General features: G+C 45.1%; 19 protein-coding genes. 18 read left to right on the forward strand and 1 reads right to left on the reverse strand.

The features are described 5' to 3' along the window. Positions 1-18 precede the first annotated feature (18 nt). The 18 genes from flhF to ACXAFM_RS14405 all read left to right on the forward strand — a co-directional run bounded on the left by flhF (position 19) and on the right by ACXAFM_RS14405 (position 18,352). Positions 19-1,428, forward strand: coding sequence for a flagellar biosynthesis protein FlhF (flhF, locus tag ACXAFM_RS14320; protein WP_474831502.1), 1,410 nt, complete (start codon positions 19-21; stop codon positions 1,426-1,428). Positions 1,429-1,433: 5 nt separating this feature from the next. Beyond that, on the forward strand, positions 1,434-2,300 hold the full coding sequence (locus ACXAFM_RS14325) for a MinD/ParA family protein (RefSeq protein WP_118489983.1): 867 nt from the start codon (positions 1,434-1,436) through the stop codon (positions 2,298-2,300). After that, positions 2,297-3,028: an RNA polymerase sigma factor FliA gene (locus ACXAFM_RS14330; protein WP_474831498.1), complete on the forward strand. Its 732-nt coding sequence runs from the start codon at positions 2,297-2,299 to the stop codon at positions 3,026-3,028. Before ACXAFM_RS14325 ends, ACXAFM_RS14330 begins: the two co-directional genes overlap by 4 nt. A gap of 36 nt (positions 3,029-3,064) precedes the next feature. Next, positions 3,065-3,448 (forward strand): chemotaxis response regulator CheY, encoded by a 384-nt coding sequence (cheY, locus tag ACXAFM_RS14335; RefSeq protein WP_025254383.1) that lies wholly within the window; start codon positions 3,065-3,067, stop codon positions 3,446-3,448. A gap of 34 nt (positions 3,449-3,482) precedes the next feature. Then, entirely contained in the window at positions 3,483-4,238 is a 756-nt protein-coding gene (locus ACXAFM_RS14340; protein WP_474831495.1) for a protein phosphatase CheZ, read from the forward strand. Positions 4,239-4,250: 12 nt separating this feature from the next. After that, positions 4,251-6,512, forward strand: coding sequence for a chemotaxis protein CheA (locus tag ACXAFM_RS14345; RefSeq protein WP_474831493.1), 2,262 nt, complete (start codon positions 4,251-4,253; stop codon positions 6,510-6,512). A gap of 28 nt (positions 6,513-6,540) precedes the next feature. Then, positions 6,541-7,671, forward strand: a complete 1,131-nt coding sequence (locus ACXAFM_RS14350; RefSeq protein WP_474831489.1) for a protein-glutamate methylesterase/protein-glutamine glutaminase — start codon at positions 6,541-6,543, stop codon at positions 7,669-7,671. A gap of 28 nt (positions 7,672-7,699) precedes the next feature. Next, on the forward strand, positions 7,700-8,464 hold the full coding sequence (locus ACXAFM_RS14355; RefSeq protein ID WP_474831487.1) for a ParA family protein: 765 nt from the start codon (positions 7,700-7,702) through the stop codon (positions 8,462-8,464). Between the two features lie 7 nt (positions 8,465-8,471). Next, the gene (locus tag ACXAFM_RS14360) at positions 8,472-9,272 is read left to right on the forward strand and encodes a chemotaxis protein CheW (RefSeq protein ID WP_474831485.1); all 801 of its coding nucleotides are present in this window, start codon (positions 8,472-8,474) and stop codon (positions 9,270-9,272) included. A gap of 17 nt (positions 9,273-9,289) precedes the next feature. Continuing rightward, positions 9,290-9,781, forward strand: a complete 492-nt coding sequence (locus ACXAFM_RS14365) for a chemotaxis protein CheW (protein ID WP_474831482.1) — start codon at positions 9,290-9,292, stop codon at positions 9,779-9,781. A gap of 58 nt (positions 9,782-9,839) precedes the next feature. Further along, positions 9,840-10,274, forward strand: coding sequence for a DUF2802 domain-containing protein (locus ACXAFM_RS14370; RefSeq protein WP_474831479.1), 435 nt, complete (start codon positions 9,840-9,842; stop codon positions 10,272-10,274). A gap of 108 nt (positions 10,275-10,382) precedes the next feature. Continuing rightward, on the forward strand, positions 10,383-11,321 hold the full coding sequence (metA, locus tag ACXAFM_RS14375) for a homoserine O-succinyltransferase MetA (RefSeq protein ID WP_474831476.1): 939 nt from the start codon (positions 10,383-10,385) through the stop codon (positions 11,319-11,321). 3 nt (positions 11,322-11,324) lie between these two features. After that, positions 11,325-12,392, forward strand: a complete 1,068-nt coding sequence (locus tag ACXAFM_RS14380; protein ID WP_474831474.1) for a homocysteine S-methyltransferase family protein — start codon at positions 11,325-11,327, stop codon at positions 12,390-12,392. 9 nt (positions 12,393-12,401) lie between these two features. Further along, positions 12,402-15,026 (forward strand): methionine synthase, encoded by a 2,625-nt coding sequence (gene metH, locus ACXAFM_RS14385; protein ID WP_474831471.1) that lies wholly within the window; start codon positions 12,402-12,404, stop codon positions 15,024-15,026. 23 nt (positions 15,027-15,049) lie between these two features. Further along, complete coding sequence (locus tag ACXAFM_RS14390; protein WP_474831469.1) at positions 15,050-15,640, forward strand: DUF938 domain-containing protein; 591 nt, start codon at positions 15,050-15,052, stop codon at positions 15,638-15,640. A 97-nt stretch (positions 15,641-15,737) separates the two neighbouring features. Further along, positions 15,738-16,022, forward strand: coding sequence for a pyrimidine/purine nucleoside phosphorylase (ppnP, locus tag ACXAFM_RS14395; protein WP_474809242.1), 285 nt, complete (start codon positions 15,738-15,740; stop codon positions 16,020-16,022). A gap of 90 nt (positions 16,023-16,112) precedes the next feature. Further along, the gene (locus tag ACXAFM_RS14400) at positions 16,113-17,336 is read left to right on the forward strand and encodes a YjgN family protein (protein WP_474831467.1); all 1,224 of its coding nucleotides are present in this window, start codon (positions 16,113-16,115) and stop codon (positions 17,334-17,336) included. Positions 17,337-17,341: 5 nt separating this feature from the next. After that, positions 17,342-18,352, forward strand: coding sequence for a M48 family metallopeptidase (locus tag ACXAFM_RS14405; RefSeq protein ID WP_474831464.1), 1,011 nt, complete (start codon positions 17,342-17,344; stop codon positions 18,350-18,352). Position 18,353: 1 nt separating this feature from the next. On the opposite strand, the gene ACXAFM_RS14410 is transcribed toward ACXAFM_RS14405, so the two are convergent. Then, entirely contained in the window at positions 18,354-19,250 is an 897-nt protein-coding gene (locus tag ACXAFM_RS14410; protein WP_474831462.1) for a LysR family transcriptional regulator, read from the reverse strand. Positions 19,251-19,257 lie beyond the last annotated feature (7 nt).

A 19,257-nucleotide genomic window follows, 5' to 3' on the forward strand; every position in this document is an offset into this window, starting at 1 on the left:
GTGATTGGAGAGGTTGCAATGAAAATTAGACGTTTCTTCGGCAAAGATATGCGTGAGGCGTTAAGCCAGGTTAAAGCTGAGTTGGGCAGTGACGCCGTGATCATGTCAAATCGCAAAGTTGCCGACGGTATTGAGCTTGTTGCAGCCTACGACAAAGAGCCTGAAGCTAAGCTTTTCACGCCTAAGGCGGCACCACAGACCGCTGCTAAAACGCCTGGCCAAAAGGCTGTGCCTAGCTTAAGTGAAATTATTGGCGACGATGGTCCTGATAGCTTAAAAGCCTTGTTGGAAAAGCAGCATGGTGGAAACACAGTTGCAGGCAGTTCTGCACAACCAGCACAGCCAATGTCAACGAACGCTAAGCACGCCAACGAAATTGCATCTCACTTAGATTTTTCAGAAGCGTTTATCGACGACCTTGAAACACAGTCACCAGTACAAGATGCTATCGAGCAACAGACTTTTCCTGAGCATCAAGCGTCAAGTATGGGTGAAACTTCTGTATCCCAGTCTGCTGAACTAGCTCAAATCAAAGAAGAGTTAGCTTCACTTCGCGACGTATTGCAGTATCAAGTTGCTGACCTAATGGAAGCGAAGAACAAGCGTCAAAAACCTGTTCATCAATACTTGGTCACGCGATTAACCGATATGGGTTTGAGTAGTGCACTTGCAACTCAGTTGATTAGCTATACACCGGCTCATTACAACGAACGTGACGCGTGGGTATATCTTCTTAACCTATTGGCTAATCGCATAAATGTTACCGGAAACGATATACTTAGCTCACAGGGTGCGGTTGCATTAGTCGGGCCTACTGGTACAGGTAAAACAACCACGGTTGCAAAGTTAGCCGCCCGCTACGCACAGAAATATGGTGCAGAATCGGTGGCTATGATTACTATTGATACGTATAGAATTGCAGCCTATGAGCAACTAGCGACATACGGAAAAATTATTGGCTGTACTGTGCGAAAAGCGCAAACTAGTGAAGAACTTGCAGATTTATTGTTCCAACTTCGTCATAAGCGACTAGTATTGATTGATACAGCAGGTTTTAGTCAGCGTGATAGTCGATTAATTAAGCAAATTAAGCAGTTCGATAATGGCCAAATGCCAAAAGTTAAAAAATATTTGGTAGCGCAAGCCAATACGCAATATCCGGCTTTGCAGAGAATCATTCAAGCGTATGACGATATTGAACTAAGTGGCTGTATTTTCACAAAGTTAGATGAGTGCTACTCTTTAGGAGAGGTACTTAGTGCAGCGGTTGAATACCAACTACCGGTTAGTTATGTCACCGATGGTCAAAAAGTGCCTGAAGACATTAAGATTGCAGAAGCGAAATCTTTAGTTTCCGCTGCTGCAAAGCTTTATAAAAAGTACGGTTTGAATCATACTAGTGGTAACAACGCAATTAAAACAGCATAAGCAGTATGATTGACGATCAAGCGAGTAGCTTAAGAAAAATGAAGCAATCACGGTTAATCAAAGTAATCGCCGTCACCGGTGGTAAAGGTGGCGTCGGTAAAACAAATATTACGCTTAACACTGCTATCGCCATGGCGAAGCAGGGCAAGCGTGTAATGGTTCTTGACGCGGACCTTGGTCTTGCAAACGTAGATGTGATGTTAGGCCTGCGAGTTGAGAAAAACCTATCTCACGTACTCTCTGGCGAGTGCACGTTAGACGAGGTTTTAGTAACCGGCCCCCACGGTATTAAGATTGCTCCCGCCACATCTGGAACCCAGTCAATGGCGGAACTCTCACCCACACAGCACGCTGGCTTGATAAGAGCGTTTAGCGAGCTGCGTTCTCAAATAGACGTATTAATAGTCGACACCGCTGCTGGCATTTCAGATATGGTATTAAGCTTTTCTAAAGCCTCCCAAGATATCATGGTGGTGGTTTGCGATGAGCCAACATCACTAACTGATGCGTATGCGCTGATAAAAATCCTTAACCGTGAGCACGGTGTTTTTCGCTTTAAAGTTGTGGCCAATATGGTTCGCGATGTGCGAGAAGGTCAGGAATTATTTAGCAAATTAAGCAAAGTGACAGGGCGTTTTCTTGATGTTGCACTAGAATTAGTGGCGACGGTGCCATTTGACGAAAATATTCGCAAGGCTGTGCGTAAGCAAACAGCTATTGTTGATGCTTTTCCTGGCTCTCCTGCAGCCGTAGCGATAACCAAGCTAGCAAACAGGGCGCTTACTTGGCCTATTCCAGCGCAGCCTGGAGGTCACTTAGAATTTTTCATTGAACAATTAGTTGCAGAAAAAGCCGTAGGAAGTCAACGTTGAACAGCAAGGCCGCCGCTTATCAACAGCAAACAGATAAATCGCAGTTAGTCGAAAGACATGCGCCTCTGGTTAAGCGAATTGCGCACCATTTGATGGCGCGACTGCCTGCGAGTGTACTTGTTGATGACCTTATCCAATCAGGCATGATTGGCTTGCTAGAGGCCGCACGGAATTTTGACGGTTCTAAAGGCGCAAGCTTTGAAACATTTGCAGGTATTCGCATCCGCGGTGCCATGCTTGACGAAATACGCAAAGGTGATTGGACGCCACGTTCTGTTCACCGCAATGGTCGCGCGATTACTGAGGCGATATCTCAGGTAGAAAGTGAAACTGGGCGTGACGCAAGAGATTCTGATATTGCTGACAAGCTAAATGTAAGCTTGCAGGATTATCATCAGATGCTTAATGAAGTCAATGCTGGAAAGTTGGTGGGCATTGAAGATTTGGGGGTGTCGGAGGATGTGATCACTACAGAGCAAACTAGAGGTAGTGATGCACCGCTGGAAGATTTGATGCAAGGGGCTTTTCAAAAAGCGTTGGCCCATGCAATCACGACATTACCCGAGCGAGAAGCGATTGTTCTTTCACTTTATTATGATGAAGAACTAAACTTAAGAGAAATAGGCGAGGTTCTTGACGTAAGTGAGTCGAGAGTCAGTCAAATTCACAGTCAAGCCATGTTAAAACTCAAATCACGAATGAAGTCGTGGCAAGCTGACGAAGAATAGAGATTAATAACAATTAACCCCTCAGTGGAGGCTATTTTGGATAAAAGCATGAAAATTCTCGTGGTCGATGACTTTTCAACCATGAGACGCATCATCAAAAACCTACTCAAAGATTTGGGTTTTGCCAACATTCAGGAAGCGGATGACGGAAGCACTGCATTGCCAATGTTACAACAAGGCGATTTCGATTTCGTAGTTACTGACTGGAACATGCCTGGCATGCAGGGCATCGATTTACTACGCGCGATAAGAGCAGATGATAAGCTTAAGCACTTGCCTGTGCTTATGGTTACCGCTGAAGCGAAGAAAGAGCAAATTGTTGCCGCCGCGCAAGCGGGTGTTAATGGCTACGTCGTTAAACCTTTCACAGCAGCAACGTTAAAAGAAAAATTAGATAAAATATTCGAACGTTTAGGTTGATCCAGACGCTCAACAGATAAATGAGGTTTACTGGATGTCAATGAATGTAAACGTTCCAATATCGTTGGAAGAAGCAAAGCAACTTGTCACTTATCTTGAAGAGGGTGACAAGACCTCTGCTAATGCACTACTTGAAGCAGTCTCAATGAAAGAAAATGTTGAGTTGTTTGCTGAGGTAGGAAAGTTAACGCGTCAACTTCACGACGCATTGAACAACTTCCAAATAGACGATCGCATCAAAAATTTAGCTACAGACGATATTCCCGATGCACAGTCCCGCCTTACCTACGTAATTGAAGAAACTGAAAAAGCTGCTAATACTACTATGGACGCCGTTGAGGCGAGCATGCCGATAGCTGAATTGCTTTCGGAGCGAATCGAGAAGGTAATGCCAGAGTGGAAAAAGCTGATGAACCGCCAAATCGAGTTGGGTGAGTTTAAGGTTTTATGTGCAGACTTAGACGAATTGTTGGAAGACGGTTCGAATCAGTCAGCTAAACTTACACAGTTACTTACTGAAGTTTTGATGGCACAAGGTTATCAAGATTTAACTGGGCAAGTTATTCGTCGCGTAATTGACCTGGTTAAAGAGGTAGAAGAAAGCCTTGTAAACATGTTGACCATGTTTGGTGAGCGTGACGGTGCAGAACAAACTAAATCATCTAGCGTTAAGGCCGATAAGGTTGATGGTGTAGAGGCAGAAGGCCCAATTATTGATGCCGAAAAACGAGATGACGTCGTTTCAGGCCAAGATGATGTTGATGATCTTTTGTCTAGCTTAGGTTTTTAGGGGAGCGGGTGCATGTCGTTTGATGTTGACGAGGAAATATTACAGGACTTTCTAGTTGAGGCTGGAGAGATACTTGAACAATTACAAGAACAGCTCGTTGATCTTGAGAACAATCCTGAAGATGCGGATTTGCTAAACGCAATTTTTCGCGGTTATCACACGGTAAAAGGTGGTGCTGGTTTCCTTTCTCTTACTGAGTTAGTTGAAATTTGTCACGGTGCTGAAAACGTTTTTGACGTCATGCGCAATGGCCAAAGAACGCTAACGCCTGAGTTAATGGATATCATTTTGCAAGCCACTGATGTGGTGGTTGAAATGTTTGAGCGAGTGAAAGCTCAAGAGCCACTAGAGCCGGCGGATGCACATCTTGTCGACCTGTTACACAAACTCAGTCGCCCAGAATCTCCAGATGAAAACATTTTCGACAATGCAAGTGCACCCGAGCAAGAAGTTGTCGCGGCTGAGCCCGAGGTTGTTGCAGAAGAGCCCGAGCTAACTATAGATGAACCTGTGCCTGCTGCGTCAGATAGCAGTGAAAGTAGCGGCGGTATAGAAGAAATTACCGAAGACGAATTTGAGGCTCTTCTCGATGAGCTTCATGGAGGTGGTGCTCCAGGACAAGCTTCATCAACCAATACAGAACCCGCCAAACCGGAGCCTGAGCAAACGTCAGCACCAGCGGCGAGCACTGACAGTGATGACATTACTGATGAAGAGTTCGAGGCACTGTTAGATGACCTGCACGGAAAAGGTCAGTTTGGTGGGGACGAAAAAAGCGCACCCGAGGCTGCACAAGCGTCAACTCCGCCAAGCAGTGCAGGTGATGAAGAAATCACAGACGATGAATTTGAAGCGCTACTCGATCAGCTTCATGGCTCCGGTCAAGGGCCTACTAAACAAGGACCTGGTGCAACGGCACCTGAACCTCCTGTAGATAAAGCGGCCACCGAAGCTGTTCAAAAAGCAAAACAATCAGCGCCTAGTGCAGCGGCAGCGCCTAAGGCGAACCCAGCACCGAGTGCAGCAAAAACGAGCAAAGCAGCTGCGCCAAAAACGGCTGCCAAGAAAGATGATAAGAAAGGCGCTCCTGCTCCACCGCCTGCCGAGACGACGGTACGTGTAGATACCAAACGCTTAGATCAGATTATGAACATGGTCGGCGAGCTAGTTCTGGTTAGAAACAGACTGATAAGCTTGGGTATCAACAGCAACGACGAAAGCATGTCGAAAGCCATTGCTAATCTAGATGTAGTGACGGGTGACTTGCAAGGTGCGGTAATGAAAACCCGCATGCAGCCCATTAAGAAAGTTTTCGGGCGTTTTCCTCGCGTTGTACGTGACCTAGCAAGAAGCTTAAAGAAAGAGATTACCTTAGAGCTTGTGGGTGAAGAAACGGATTTAGATAAGAACTTGGTTGAAGCATTGGCCGATCCGCTTGTGCATTTGGTTAGAAACTCTGTTGACCACGGAATAGAAATGCCAGATGACCGCGCGGCCGCTGGTAAGCCTCGCATGGGTACGGTTCAGCTATCAGCATCTCAAGAAGGCGATCATATTCTTCTTACTATCGAGGACGACGGTAAGGGTATGGACGCGGAAAAGCTAAAAGAGATAGCTATTAGTCGTGGCGTACTAGACGCGGATGCAGCCGCACGAATGTCAGATGTTGAAGCGTTTAACCTTATTTTTGCGCCAGGCTTCTCAACGAAGACTGAAATTAGTGACATTTCAGGTCGCGGCGTCGGCATGGATGTAGTTAAAACCAAAATTAATCAACTAAACGGTACCGTCAATATCGATTCGCAACTTGGCAAAGGCACGCGATTAGATATTAAAGTACCGCTAACGCTAGCAATTTTACCTACATTAATGATTGTTGTAGGGAAACAGACCTTTGCGTTACCATTAGGTGCGGTGAACGAAATAATAAATATGGACATCAAGAAGACCAACACGGTGGATGGCCAGCTCACAATGATAGTTCGTTCGAAAGCAATTCCATTGTTCTTCCTTGGCGAATGGTTGATCCGAGGCCCCAAAAACATCGATAAAGAAAAGGGGCACGTAGTTGTGGTGCAAATTGGTACGCAGCAAGTTGGATTTGTCGTTGACGCGCTCATAGGCCAAGAAGAAGTAGTTATTAAGCCCCTTGACGCATTGCTACAAGGTACGGCGGGTATGGCTGGTGCAACAATTACTTCAGACGGTGGTATCGCACTAATTTTAGATGTTCCGAGCCTGCTAAAACGGTACGCGCGTAAACCCATCAAGTAAGGCGATGAATTAACGGGAATGATAATCCATGGTCTTTAAAGTCCTAGTCGTGGACGACTCGACCTTTTATCGCCGTCGAGTGCGAGAAATTCTCGATGGCGATAGAGAGCTTGAAGTTGTTGGAGAAGCGAGAAATGGGCAAGATGCATTAAACAAAGCGGAAGCACTTAAACCAGATGTAATAACCATGGACGTTGAAATGCCAGTTATGGATGGTATTTCAGCCGTTAAGGTTATTATGGATAAACGTCCAACGCCAATTTTGATGTTTTCCTCGCTAACGCACCATGGCGCACAGGCTACGCTTGACGCGCTAGAAGCCGGCGCCCTCGATTTCTTACCAAAGAAGTTCGAAGATATTGCGCAAGACAGGAAAGATGCTTCGCGCTTACTTTGCACTAAAGTTAGGTTAATAGCGCGAAGAGGGCTAGGTGTAAAGCGTCCTTCTCTTCGCACAATGGAAACTCGAAAACTTCCTGACAACGCGCCAAAGCAAGCTTTTTTCAAAACATCGGGGTTGCTATCTGGTCACAAAGATGCTGATAAGCAACCTACTGTTTCTTCAGTAAGAGCAACCGGGAAAAAGTACGCATGTTTAGCGGTAGGGGCGTCCACGGGAGGGCCGGTTGCACTGCAAAAATTGCTTTCCCCCCTGCCGGCAGAATTCCCTTACCCTATATTGTTAGTGCAGCATATGCCCGGAACTTTTACTACTGCATTTGCACAGCGTTTAGATAGCAATTGTAAAATTAAAGTAAAAGAAGCAGAGCATGGCGATATCTTAATGCCTGGACATGCCTACCTTGCTCCTGGAGGAAAGCAGATGCTGCTTGAAACAATTGGCAGCAATAAGCGAATTTCCATCGTTGATGCCAGCCAATCTGATAAGGTGAGTTACAAGCCAAGCGTTGACCTGACGTTTAGCTCATTAGCTAAAGTCTATGGAGGCGACGTACTTGGTATTATCTTAACGGGAATGGGTGCTGATGGAAGAGAAGGGTGCCGGTTACTCAGAGATAAAGGCGCGACTATTTGGGCGCAAGATCAAGACTCATGTGTGGTTTACGGAATGCCTCAAGCTGTCGCTGTGGCTAATATATCCAGTAAAAATATCAATATTGACGATATGAGCAGTTGCGTTCAAACCGAAATGCGATAGCAGTTTGAACTGTAATGGAACAGTAATTATGAAAGTGTGGACTGTGGCAAATCAAAAAGGCGGAGTAGGTAAAACTACTACAACCGTAAGCCTTGGCGGCTTGCTTGCTCAAAAGGGCAAACGAGTGCTTATGATTGACACTGATCCTCACGCATCGCTCAGTTATTACTTTGGTATTGATGCAGAGGCGACAAGTCATTCTGTTTACGACATTTTTATTAATTCTAATCAGATTACTGCCGATAAAGTAATGGACTGTCTCAGTCCTACAAAGCTCGACAATTTATATGTGCTACCAGCGACCATGGCTCTGGCAACCTTAGATAGAACAATGGGCAGCGAACAGGGTATGGGTTTAGTGTTAAAAAAAGCACTCGCAAAGATATCCGATGAATTTGATTTTGCTATCATCGACTGCCCTCCTGTTTTGGGTGTGTTAATGGTCAATGCGCTGGCGGCTTGCGATAAGGTAATTGTTCCGACGCAGACAGAGTATCTGGCCCTTAAAGGCTTGGATAGAATGATTCGTACTATGGAAATCATGGGGCGTTCGTTAGATAAGTCTTTTGACACCCTAATCATTCCTACTATGTTTGATAAACGTACAAATGCCGCACTGGCGTCGAGAAAGCGATTAATGAATGATTACGGTGAGCGTGTTTGGGAGGGGGTCATTCCGGTGGACACTCACTTCAGGGATGCTAGTTTGGTGCAGCTTCCTATCTCTGCTGCTTACCCAAAGACAAGAGGTGTAAATGCCTACGATAAACTGTTAGCCGTATTGGAGAAATAACAAGACCATGAGCAAGCAATCGCCATTTGCCCGTGAAGAAGTAATGGAGGCATATTTAGACAGTCTTCTGAAAGAGCCTGAAGCTCCTGAGGATGTTACTGCGCGCACGGCAAGACTGCTTGAGCAAGCCTCTCAACAAATGGCTGAGTCAACGCTTGTTTCTACAACTAGCGAACCGCTGGCCAATGATGAAGAAGTGTTAGTACAAGAGGTCTCTTCGTTAATTGAAAGTCAGAATTCACAAACGAGTGTAAGTGAAAAACAGGATTCGTTCGCTGACGTCCCTGCTCAAACGGAACAAGAAAGTGAGGTTGATACTCCCGAGAAGTTAAAAACTCCACTAAAGGATACTCTCGGTTTTCGCTTTCAGGCGCTATTCTTTGAGGTGGCTGGGCTAACACTTGCGGTACCCTTAACATCGCTAGGTGGCATCCATCAAATTGAAAAAATAGGCCCTTTATTTGGAAAACCTGACTGGTTTATGGGGGTAATGTTGCACAGAGAGTCTAAACTAAATGTTGTTGACTCTGCAAAATGGGTAATGCCAGAAAAATACAACGAAAATCTCGCACAATCGCTTAACTACCGATATCTTATAATGTTAGGAGAGAGTGCGTGGGGACTTGCAAGCGAAAAGCTTGTAAACACGGTCAATTTGACTGCCGATGACGTAAAATGGCGCGAGTCCACAGGTAAGCGTCCCTGGTTAGCAGGGATGGTTAAAGAAAAAATGTGCGCGTTAATTGACGTTGAAGAATTAATATCTATGCTTAACAAAGGCTTAGACAGTAACGACCAGACGCCATAGTATTGGGAGCCAGGTTCATGAGCGACGAAAGAATGAATAGTAACGCTACCGACAGCAACGACGAAGTCCTTCAATGGGTGACGTATCGCTTAGGTGAAGAAACTTACGGTATCAACGTAATGCAAGTACAAGAAGTATTGCGCTATACCGAAATAGCCCCTGTACCCGGTGCGCCTGATTATGTACTTGGTATAATCAACCTGCGCGGTAACGTGGTAACCGTCATTGATACCCGGGCGCGTTTTGGGCTACCCCCGACGGAAATCACGGACAATACACGCATAGTGATCATTGAGTCTGACGAACAGGTTGTTGGTATATTGGTGGATAGTGTGGCCGAAGTGGTGTACTTGAAATCATCAGAAATCGACAGCGCCCCTAACGTTGGCACTGAAGAAAGTGCCAAATTTATCCAAGGCGTTAGCAATCGTGATGGCGAACTGCTTATTCTTGTCGATTTGAATAAATTGCTAAGTGACGAAGAGTGGGATGAGCTTAGCAATATCTAAAAATAAATAGGCGACATGTATTGTCTATGTCGCCTCCATTTCCCCAAGGGTTATGTCCATGGAATGGCAGCTTGCTGCACCTACCTTAATTGAACTTATTTTGTGCGGCTTTATCGTTGTGCTTGCTGTTACGGTAAGTATTCTATATTCGCACGTTAAGCAGTTACGTACAGCTCTACACGATAACGAGCAAAATAGTGCTTCCGCAATTGCACGAGCAGAAGCGCTCGCTAAAGATGCAAATAACCAACAAACTGAGGCGCAAGCACGCACATTGGTCATTACTCGCCACATTCAAGAGCTAGACGAAAAACAAACTGATATTGAAAATCAGCTTCGAGAGCTCAAACTTCAAGATCCTTCCCTACGCCTATATCAACGTGCTGCAGACTTAGTTAAGCAAGGTGCCAGCATCGACGAAATTATTGAGGCCTGTGACATTCCTCGCGCTGAAGCTGAGATGTTAGTGATGGTGCATAAGCAAAATAGCTAACGTTTTCCCACCAAGTAAAAAACGTTTAGACGTCTAGACGTAAAGATGTTGACATATCGCCAGTTATAGACACAATACAAATATTGTAATTTATCACTGGAGCCCTCTATGCCAATTCGTATTCCTGAGCAGTTACCCGCGCAGAATGTACTACTAGGTGAAAATATTTTTACCATGGACATGGACAGGGCTGCCAATCAGGATATTCGTCCTCTTGAAGTCGGTATTCTTAATTTAATGCCGAACAAGATAGAAACAGAGGTACAGTTACTTCGTCTGTTATCGAACACGCCGCTGCAAATAAACGTGGATTTAATTCGAATTGATAATCAAGCGCCGAAGAATACCCCGCAATCGCACATGGATGCTTTCTATCACGACTTTTCAGCAGTCGCGAACAAGAAATACGATGGACTTATAGTAACCGGAGCACCTCTTGCGCTTATCGATTATGAGGAAGTGAAGTACTGGGAAACCATGACCACCATACTGGAATGGGCGCAGCGTCACGTGAACTCAACCCTTTACTTATGTTGGGCTGCTCACGCCGCCATGTATCACTTTTATGGTATTACTCGTGAGATCAAAGATGAAAAGTTTTCAGGTGTCTTTAAGCATAAAGTAAACGATCCTCATAATGAACTATTAAGAGGTTTTGACCCCACGTTTCACGCTCCCCATTCTCGTTACGGGCATATTGATACTTCGCTGTACAACAGTGTTGATGGGCTGAGCGTTGTGGCAGAATCTGATGATGTAGGCGCTTATATTGTAGCGTCAGAAGACAAGCGTATGGTGTTTGTAACGGGTCATCCAGAGTACGATCCAGATACGTTAAAAGACGAATATTTACGAGATATTGCCGCGGGACAAACGCCGTCAATGCCGAAAAACTATTTTCAAGGGGATGATCCAGCCAAGTCTCCTATTGTACAGTGGCGCTCGCACGGCAGCCTATTGTTTACAAACTGGCTGAATTATTATGTCTATCAGACCACGCCTTACGATTTAAGTCAGCTTGCTGAAAAGTCACAGCCAAAGAGGTAGCACGTGAGCCAAAGATCACATTCAAACGCGCAGGCAACGCTTACAGAAGCCGCTAATAAACGCATTCTAATTTTAGACGGTGCGATGGGCACTATGATCCAGCGCCATAAGTTGGAAGAAGAAGACTATCGCGGGAAGCAGTTTGCCGACTGGCACTGCGACGTAAAGGGCAACAATGATCTGTTGGTCCTTACTCAGCCAGATATTATTTACCAAATTCATTGCGATTATTTTGAAGCTGGTGCGGATATTATTGAAACGAATACGTTTAACGCCACTACTATCGCTATGGCCGATTATGACATGCAGGCCCAATCGCGGGATATTAATTTAGCCGCGGCTAAATTAGCGCGTAAAGCTGCCGATGCATTCACAGCTAAAACCCCCGAGAAACCCCGTTTTGTTGCCGGTGTATTAGGTCCAACAAACCGCACGGCGTCTATTTCACCTGACGTTAATGACCCAGGTAAGCGCAATGTCACCTTTGACGAACTAGTGGAAGCGTACAGTGAGTCAACCGAAGCCCTTATTGAAGGTGGCGTAGACTTAATCATGCTTGAAACTATATTCGATACGTTAAACGCGAAAGCAGCTGCGTTTGCCGTGGAGTCCGTATTTGAAAAACTGGGTAGGGCTTTACCCGTGATGGTATCAGGTACTATCACCGATGCTTCAGGGCGTACGCTCTCTGGTCAAACCGCAGAAGCGTTTTATTACTCAATGCGACATATTAGCCCATTTTCCTTCGGCTTAAACTGCGCATTAGGCCCAGATCTATTGCGTCAATACGTAGATGAAGTAGCCAATGTTAGTGAGTGCTTCATATCCGCACACCCTAATGCAGGCTTACCTAATGAATTTGGTGAATACGACATGGAAGGTCCAGAGATGGCCGAGCACATCAAAGAATGGGCGCAGTCAGGGCTAGTAAATATCGTAGGTGGCTGTTGTGGCAGTACCCCAGAGCACATTCGCGATATTGCCAACGCGGTCGAAGGTATTGCGCCACGCAAGCTACCCGAATTTGAACCTAAAATGCGTTTGTCAGGCCTAGAGCCGTTTGTACACTAGGAGGGCATTATGAGCGCAGAATTTTCAACATTTATCAATATCGGTGAGCGCACTAACGTTACAGGTTCTGCTCGCTTTAAACGTCTTATTCTTGAAGGTGATTATGAAACCGCACTTGATGTCGCAAGACAGCAGGTAGAAAACGGTGCTCAAATCATCGACATTAATATGGATGAGGCCATGCTTGATTCAAAGCAGGCCATGATCACCTTTTTAAACCTGATTGCCTCTGAGCCAGATATTAGCCGAGTTCCCATTATGATCGACTCGTCTAAATGGGAGATTATCGAAGCCGGGCTTAAGTGTGTGCAGGGCAAAGCGATTGTTAACTCGATTAGCTTAAAAGAAGGGGAAGAGATCTTCTTAAACCAAGCCAAGCTAATAAAGCGCTATGGTGCTGCAACCGTAGTGATGGCGTTTGACGAGACCGGCCAGGCCGATACACAAGCCCGCAAAGTTGAGATTTGTCAGCGTAGCTACAAGCTACTGACAGAAGAAGTCGGCTTTCCACCTGAGGATATTATTTTTGACCCCAACATCTTCGCAGTAGCGACGGGTATTGAAGAGCACGATAACTACGCGGTTGATTTTATTGAAGCTACCCGTGAGATACGTAAAACCTGCCCGTACTCTCATATTTCAGGCGGCCTTTCTAATATTTCATTCTCGTTCAGGGGCAACAACCCAGTGCGCGAGGCTATGCACTCGGTGTTTCTGTACCACGCTATTCGCGCGGGTATGGATATGGCTATTGTGAATGCAGGTCAGCTAGAGGTATATGACGAAATACCTGCTGAACTTCGAGATGCGGTTGAAGACGTGATTTTAAACCGCAGAAGTGATGCCACTGAACGCTTACTCGATATTGCCCCTAATTATCAAGGCGATGGAAAGGCTGCCGCGAAAGAAGATTTAAGCTGGCGCGAGCAAGAAGTAAATAAGCGCTTAGAGCACGCGCTTGTTAAGGGCATCACCGATTACATTATTGAAGATACTGAAGAAGCGCGTCAGCAAGCTGAGCGTCCGTTACACGTTATCGAAGGGCCATTAATGGACGGCATGAACGTAGTAGGGGATTTGTTCGGCGAAGGTAAGATGTTCCTTCCTCAGGTGGTAAAGTCGGCTCGCGTTATGAAAAAAGCGGTAGCCCATTTACAGCCATACATTGAAGAAGAAAAGTCAGACGATGCTAAAAGCAACGGTAAAATTCTTCTCGCTACGGTAAAAGGTGATGTTCACGATATCGGTAAAAATATCGTAGGCGTGGTACTTCAGTGTAATAACTTTGAAGTGATTGATCTTGGCGTAATGGTGCCAGCGGCGACAATCTTACAAACCGCTAAAGATGAAAACGTTGATATGATAGGCCTGTCGGGCCTTATCACACCTTCACTAGATGAAATGGTTCACGTTGCCAAAGAAATGGAGCGTCAGGGCTTTGATATCCCGCTGCTTATTGGCGGGGCGACTACGTCTAAAGCGCACACTGCGGTAAAAATCGAACAAAATTACCACGCGCCAGTGGCTTATGTTCCAAACGCAAGTAGGGCAGTAGGCGTATGCCAGCGTCTTCTAAACAAAGCGTCTCGTGATATTTACGCGCAAGAACTGGCAAAAGAATACGACACGGTACGCGAACAACACGCCCGTAAAAAGCCGCGCAGCAAGCCGGTGACATTAGCTCAAGCCAGAGAAAACGCTTTTAAGCCAGATTTTACGACTTTACCAGTAAAACCTGCGAACCTAGGTGTAACACCGGTAACCGCTGATTTGGCTACGCTGCGCAACTACATTGATTGGACGCCATTTTTCTTAACCTGGTCTTTGGCAGGCAAGTACCCACGTATACTTGAAGATGAGGTGGTGGGAGAGCAGGCACAGTCACTGTTTAACGACGCCAACGCCATGCTGGATAAAATTATCGAAGAGAATAGCCTTCAGGCGAAAGGCGTTATCGGCTTGTTTCCTGCCAACCGCGTTAATGACGATGTTGAAATTTATACCGATGAGTCGAGAAACCAGATTCAAGGTGTTGCCCATCACTTGCGTCAGCAAACCCTAAAAGACAAATTCGCTAATTATTGTTTAGCAGACTTTGTAGCTGAAAAATCCAGCGGCATAAATGATTATGTGGGCGCTTTTGCCGTCACCGGCGGTATAGGTGAAGACGAGCTTGCTGATAGCTATATTCAGACTGGCGATGACTACAATGGCATTATGGTTAAAGCGGTGGCAGACAGGCTTGCCGAAGCGTTTGCGGAATATCTGCACGAGCAAGTGCGTAAGCATTACTGGGGGTACGCCGCTGACGAATCACTAAGTAACGAAGAACTTATTCGCGAAAAGTACCAAGGCATTCGACCGGCACCAGGCTACGCCGCGTGTCCCGAGCATACTGAAAAGCAGCTTATTTGGGATTTATTGTCAGCAGAGCAGCATACAGGTATGAAGCTAACCGAAAGCTATGCTATGTGGCCGGGAGCTTCGGTATCCGGATGGTATTTCGCTCATCCTGATGCCAAATACTTTGCTGTTGCCAAAATTCAGACCGACCAGGTAGAAGATTACGCTACACGTAAAGGGTGGACGCTAGAAGAAGCTGAAAAGTGGTTAGGTCCTAACTTAAGTGATTAATGCTGATAAGGCAGGTAACGTGTATGCAAATCGAAAAGCCTTTTAGTCAGGCCTGTGAAAACAACAAGCGCGCTATTTTGAGCGTGCTTGAACGTACATTTGCTAACTGCCGACAAGTATTGGAAATAGGAAGCGGGACAGGACAACATGCCGTATTTTTGGCTGAACACTTACCCCACCTTATTTGGCACACAAGCGATCAAACGCACTATCACGAAGGCATTGCCGCGTGGCTGAGTGATTCAAATGCGGGGAATATAAAACCTCCCATAGCATTTACCGTTGGGCAAGATGACTTTCCCAACCTCGACATAGACGGCATTTTTACGGCAAACACCGCGCATATCATGCAAAAAGAAGAGGCGAAGCTACTAATGGAATCAGTAGCGTTGCACTTACCTAAAGGGGGCATATTCTGTCAGTATGGCCCTTTTACACACAGCGGCAAGTTCACTTCTGAAAGTAACCAAACCTTCCACATTTCGCTGCTAGAGCGAGGATATGGAGGTTACCGCGATATCAATGAGCTTACTGCTTGGGCAGGCGAGTTAAGCTTGCAAGAAATAATCGACATGCCCGCCAACAACCATATGCTTATTTGGAAGAAGCGCTAGAAAAGCATCTCTTGCATCAATGAAAGGGAACAGCCATTCCTGCATTCCCACGCTTCGCTAGGAAACTTGCCAGCGCCTTCTGAGTGGGTGATTATCTATGCGGATTGGTATACCCCATTATTTCGACAACAAAGTGAGCTCAATTGGGTTTGAATCTGCAAACGGCCCTTGTACCTCGGGCGTAATGTCACCGGGTGAATACACATTTTCTACCTCTCAAAAAGAGCTGATGAAAGTGGTTGAAGGTGAGCTAGTGGTAAAGCTACCGGGAAGTGACGAATGGCAGTCTTTCGCAACGGGTACCAGTTTTAATGTGCCTGCCGATGCATCTTTTGACGTAAAAGTGTCTACGCCTACCGCTTATCTTTGCTTTTACAGCTAGACGTTAATGATTAACTAGCTACGCGATCTTGCCATCTACTTCATTATTGCGTAGCTTTATAAAAAAACAAATCAAGGATGAAACGTTGCCATGACGGATGACAATGCATATACCCCCATGCCCGACTACGAAAGTTATAGTCTAGAAGAACTTGCCCAAGCGTTAAATTCCATAGACGCTGCTGAGTATCCAGAACGCGCTGCCAAGATTTCAGCCTTAATCGCTGAAAGAAAAAGTAAGTTGCACGCATCACACGAAACAATTAGTAAAGCGAATGATAAAATAATCCGTACCGATCAGATTAAGTTTCATGGTAAAGCGGGTGAGTTTTTTTCTATATGGATAGTTAATTTACTTCTAAGTATTGTTACCTTAGGTATTTATTCTGCATGGGCGACGGTGCGTACCAAACGCTATTTCTATAGCAATACAGAGCTTGATGGTCATCGCTTTTCTTACCTTGCTGAACCGCTACAAATTTTAAAGGGGCGGATAATTGCCGTAATTTTATTCGGTGGTTATTTTTTTCTAACTACGATAAACCCCGCTGCTGCGCTTATTTTCGCACTTATTCTCATGGCGTTAACGCCTGCTTTAATTATTATGAGTATGCGTTTTAGGCTTCGTATGACGGCATATAGAAACGTTAGATTTTCTTTTAAAGGCCGGTGGGGAGAAGCCTTTGTGTTATTTGTACTCTTGCCTATTGCAAGCATATTTACCCTGTACTTGCTTATGCCTTGGGTATTAAAGAAGATTGATGCGTTTTTAGTAAACGAATCATGTTTTGGCAATAAATCCTTTTCCACCACGCTGGATACGGGCAAATACTATCGAACATCAGTTGGTGTGCTGTTTATCTCTCTTTGTTTAATGCTAATTTCGTCTTTTGTTTTAGGAATTGGCGCTGTGGCAATGTCTAACGGTGAACCGTCGTCTGTTTCAGCTTTAGCACCAATACTGTTAGTTTTGTTTTACTTAGTAACTTACGCTGTAGTATCAGGTTACTACAATGCTCGAATTAGGAATCACATTTTCCAAAACACACAACTTGAAAACGTTGCTCAGTTTAATTCGTCGCTGGCAGCAGGTGCACTCATCAAACTGCGCTTAGTCAATGCGCTAGCGATTGTTCTAACTTTAGGAATGGCGCTTCCTTGGGCAAAAGTGAGAAGTGCAAAATTATTCGCCGACGCCACTGAAGTAAAAGTGCTTGAAGGTTTTGATCAGGTACTTGTTGGTAGTTCTGGTTCTGCTGGTGCGGTGGCAGAGGAAGCTGCGACTTTATTTGATGTAGACGTAGCTTTAGGTTAAATGCCGTGTCGGTATCACATTACTATTACGCAAGCGGTGTTAGTTCAGATATTGTGACCTGTAATATTGAGGGCGACGAGCTGGTTATTTTCTTTGACCAAAATGGCACTTCTAAACGGGTACACAGGTCAGAGATGACAACTCGCACAAAACTTGCGGGGTTACCACGAGAAGTGTCACTGGATGGCGGTGATTTACTTATGTGGTCGTCTAGCCCAGAGGAAGATGCCTGGCTTGATAAAAATCAATTGGTAGGGGTGAATAAATTAGAGTCGAAAAAGTCGTATTTAATGGCAAGTATAATACTTGTGCCTTTGCTTCTTTATGGACTATTCACCCAAGCTCTTCCTCGAATTGCCGTGTCGTTTTCTCAATATGTTCCCTACAGCATAAAAGAAATCGGTTCTCAACATACCTTGGCCGCGCTCGATAGCACTTTACTTAAGCCATCTGAACTTAGTACCGAATCAAAGGAATTGCACGCTAACAGTTTTTATTCACTATTAGCTCAAATAGAGACGGAAAATAAAAATTACCGCGTGCACTTTCGCCACTCTAACGTATTAGGTCCCAATGCTTTTGCCTTACCTGATGGCACTATTGTGTTTACCGACCAACTCATCGCTTTGGTTGAGGAAAATCAAGACGTATTAAACGCTATTTTTCTGCATGAAGTAGGGCATGTAGAAAACAATCATTCCATGCAGCTTATTGCAGAGTCACTATTCGCAACCCTTGCGATAAGTTATATTTTTGGCGACTTGAGTGGCGTTTTAGATGGTGTTCTAGGCGTAGGAACAAGTGTAGTTCAAAATCAATTTAGCAAAGCTCATGAATGGGAAGCGGACAACTACGCTATTGGTCAATTAAAAGCATTGGGTAAAGATCCCGCTGACTTCGCGGCTGCTATGGAAGCATTCCAAACGTTAGCCACAGAGCAGTCAGACGTTGATAGCTGGTTTAGTTCCCATCCACTTGTACAAGACCGTATTGATAATGCACGAATGGCAAAATAACCTATGAGGTGCTAAGCGAAAGAGTTTGGGACATTGCGATAAAGTCATCTACAAACCCCAGCGCGTCAGTAGCGTTGCGATGGCCCAAATATAGAGTTTTAGTCACGCCCGCTTCACCCATAGATTTTGTGCATAGCAATTTACTTTCCTTTGCCTCCTCAACAAGCCACTTTGGTAAAGCGGTAATACCGCGACCAGCAGCTACCATTTGTAAGATAATCTCTGTGGTTTCAATCGTTTTATGTTGCTTTACTGTGCAATTGGCAGGTGTAAGAAAATGCGTAAATACGTCAAGGCGACTATGCTCCACCGGATAAGTTATAAGGGTTTCATTACTTAAATCTTTTGGAGTGATAAATGATTTTCCTGCTAAGTTATGGTGTTTATCCATCACCAGTACCTGCTCGTATTCAAATACGGGGGTGTAGGTAATGGTGTCTAGATGCAGCGGGTCGGGCGTAAGTAAAATGTCTATATCGTACCCGTGTAGTGCCTGTAATCCGCCAAACGAAAATGCACGGCGTACATCAACATCAACATCGGGAAAGGCTTTTAAAAAAGGCGCGACAACTTTTAACAGCCATTCGAAGCATGGATAGCATTCCATCCCAATACGCAATATGCCTTGTTTTCCGTCGGCAAACTTTTGAAGCTGGGCTTCGGTGTGTTCAAACTGTGGTAAGACCCTGTGGGCAAGACCTAAAACACTTTGACCGGCTTGGGTGAGCGTTAGCCTTCTTCCTTCTTTTTTCCAAAGCGGCACGTCAAAATGCGCTTCTAATTTCTTCATGGCATGACTTAACGCTGATTGGGTAAGAAAAAGCGATTTTGCTGCTTCCGTCATGGTACCATCAGCGTCAATCGCTCGTACTATTTTTAAATGGTGTCTATCAATCATAGCGGCT

It is taken from the genome of Alteromonas sp. ABD4_190 (genome assembly GCF_056160105.1).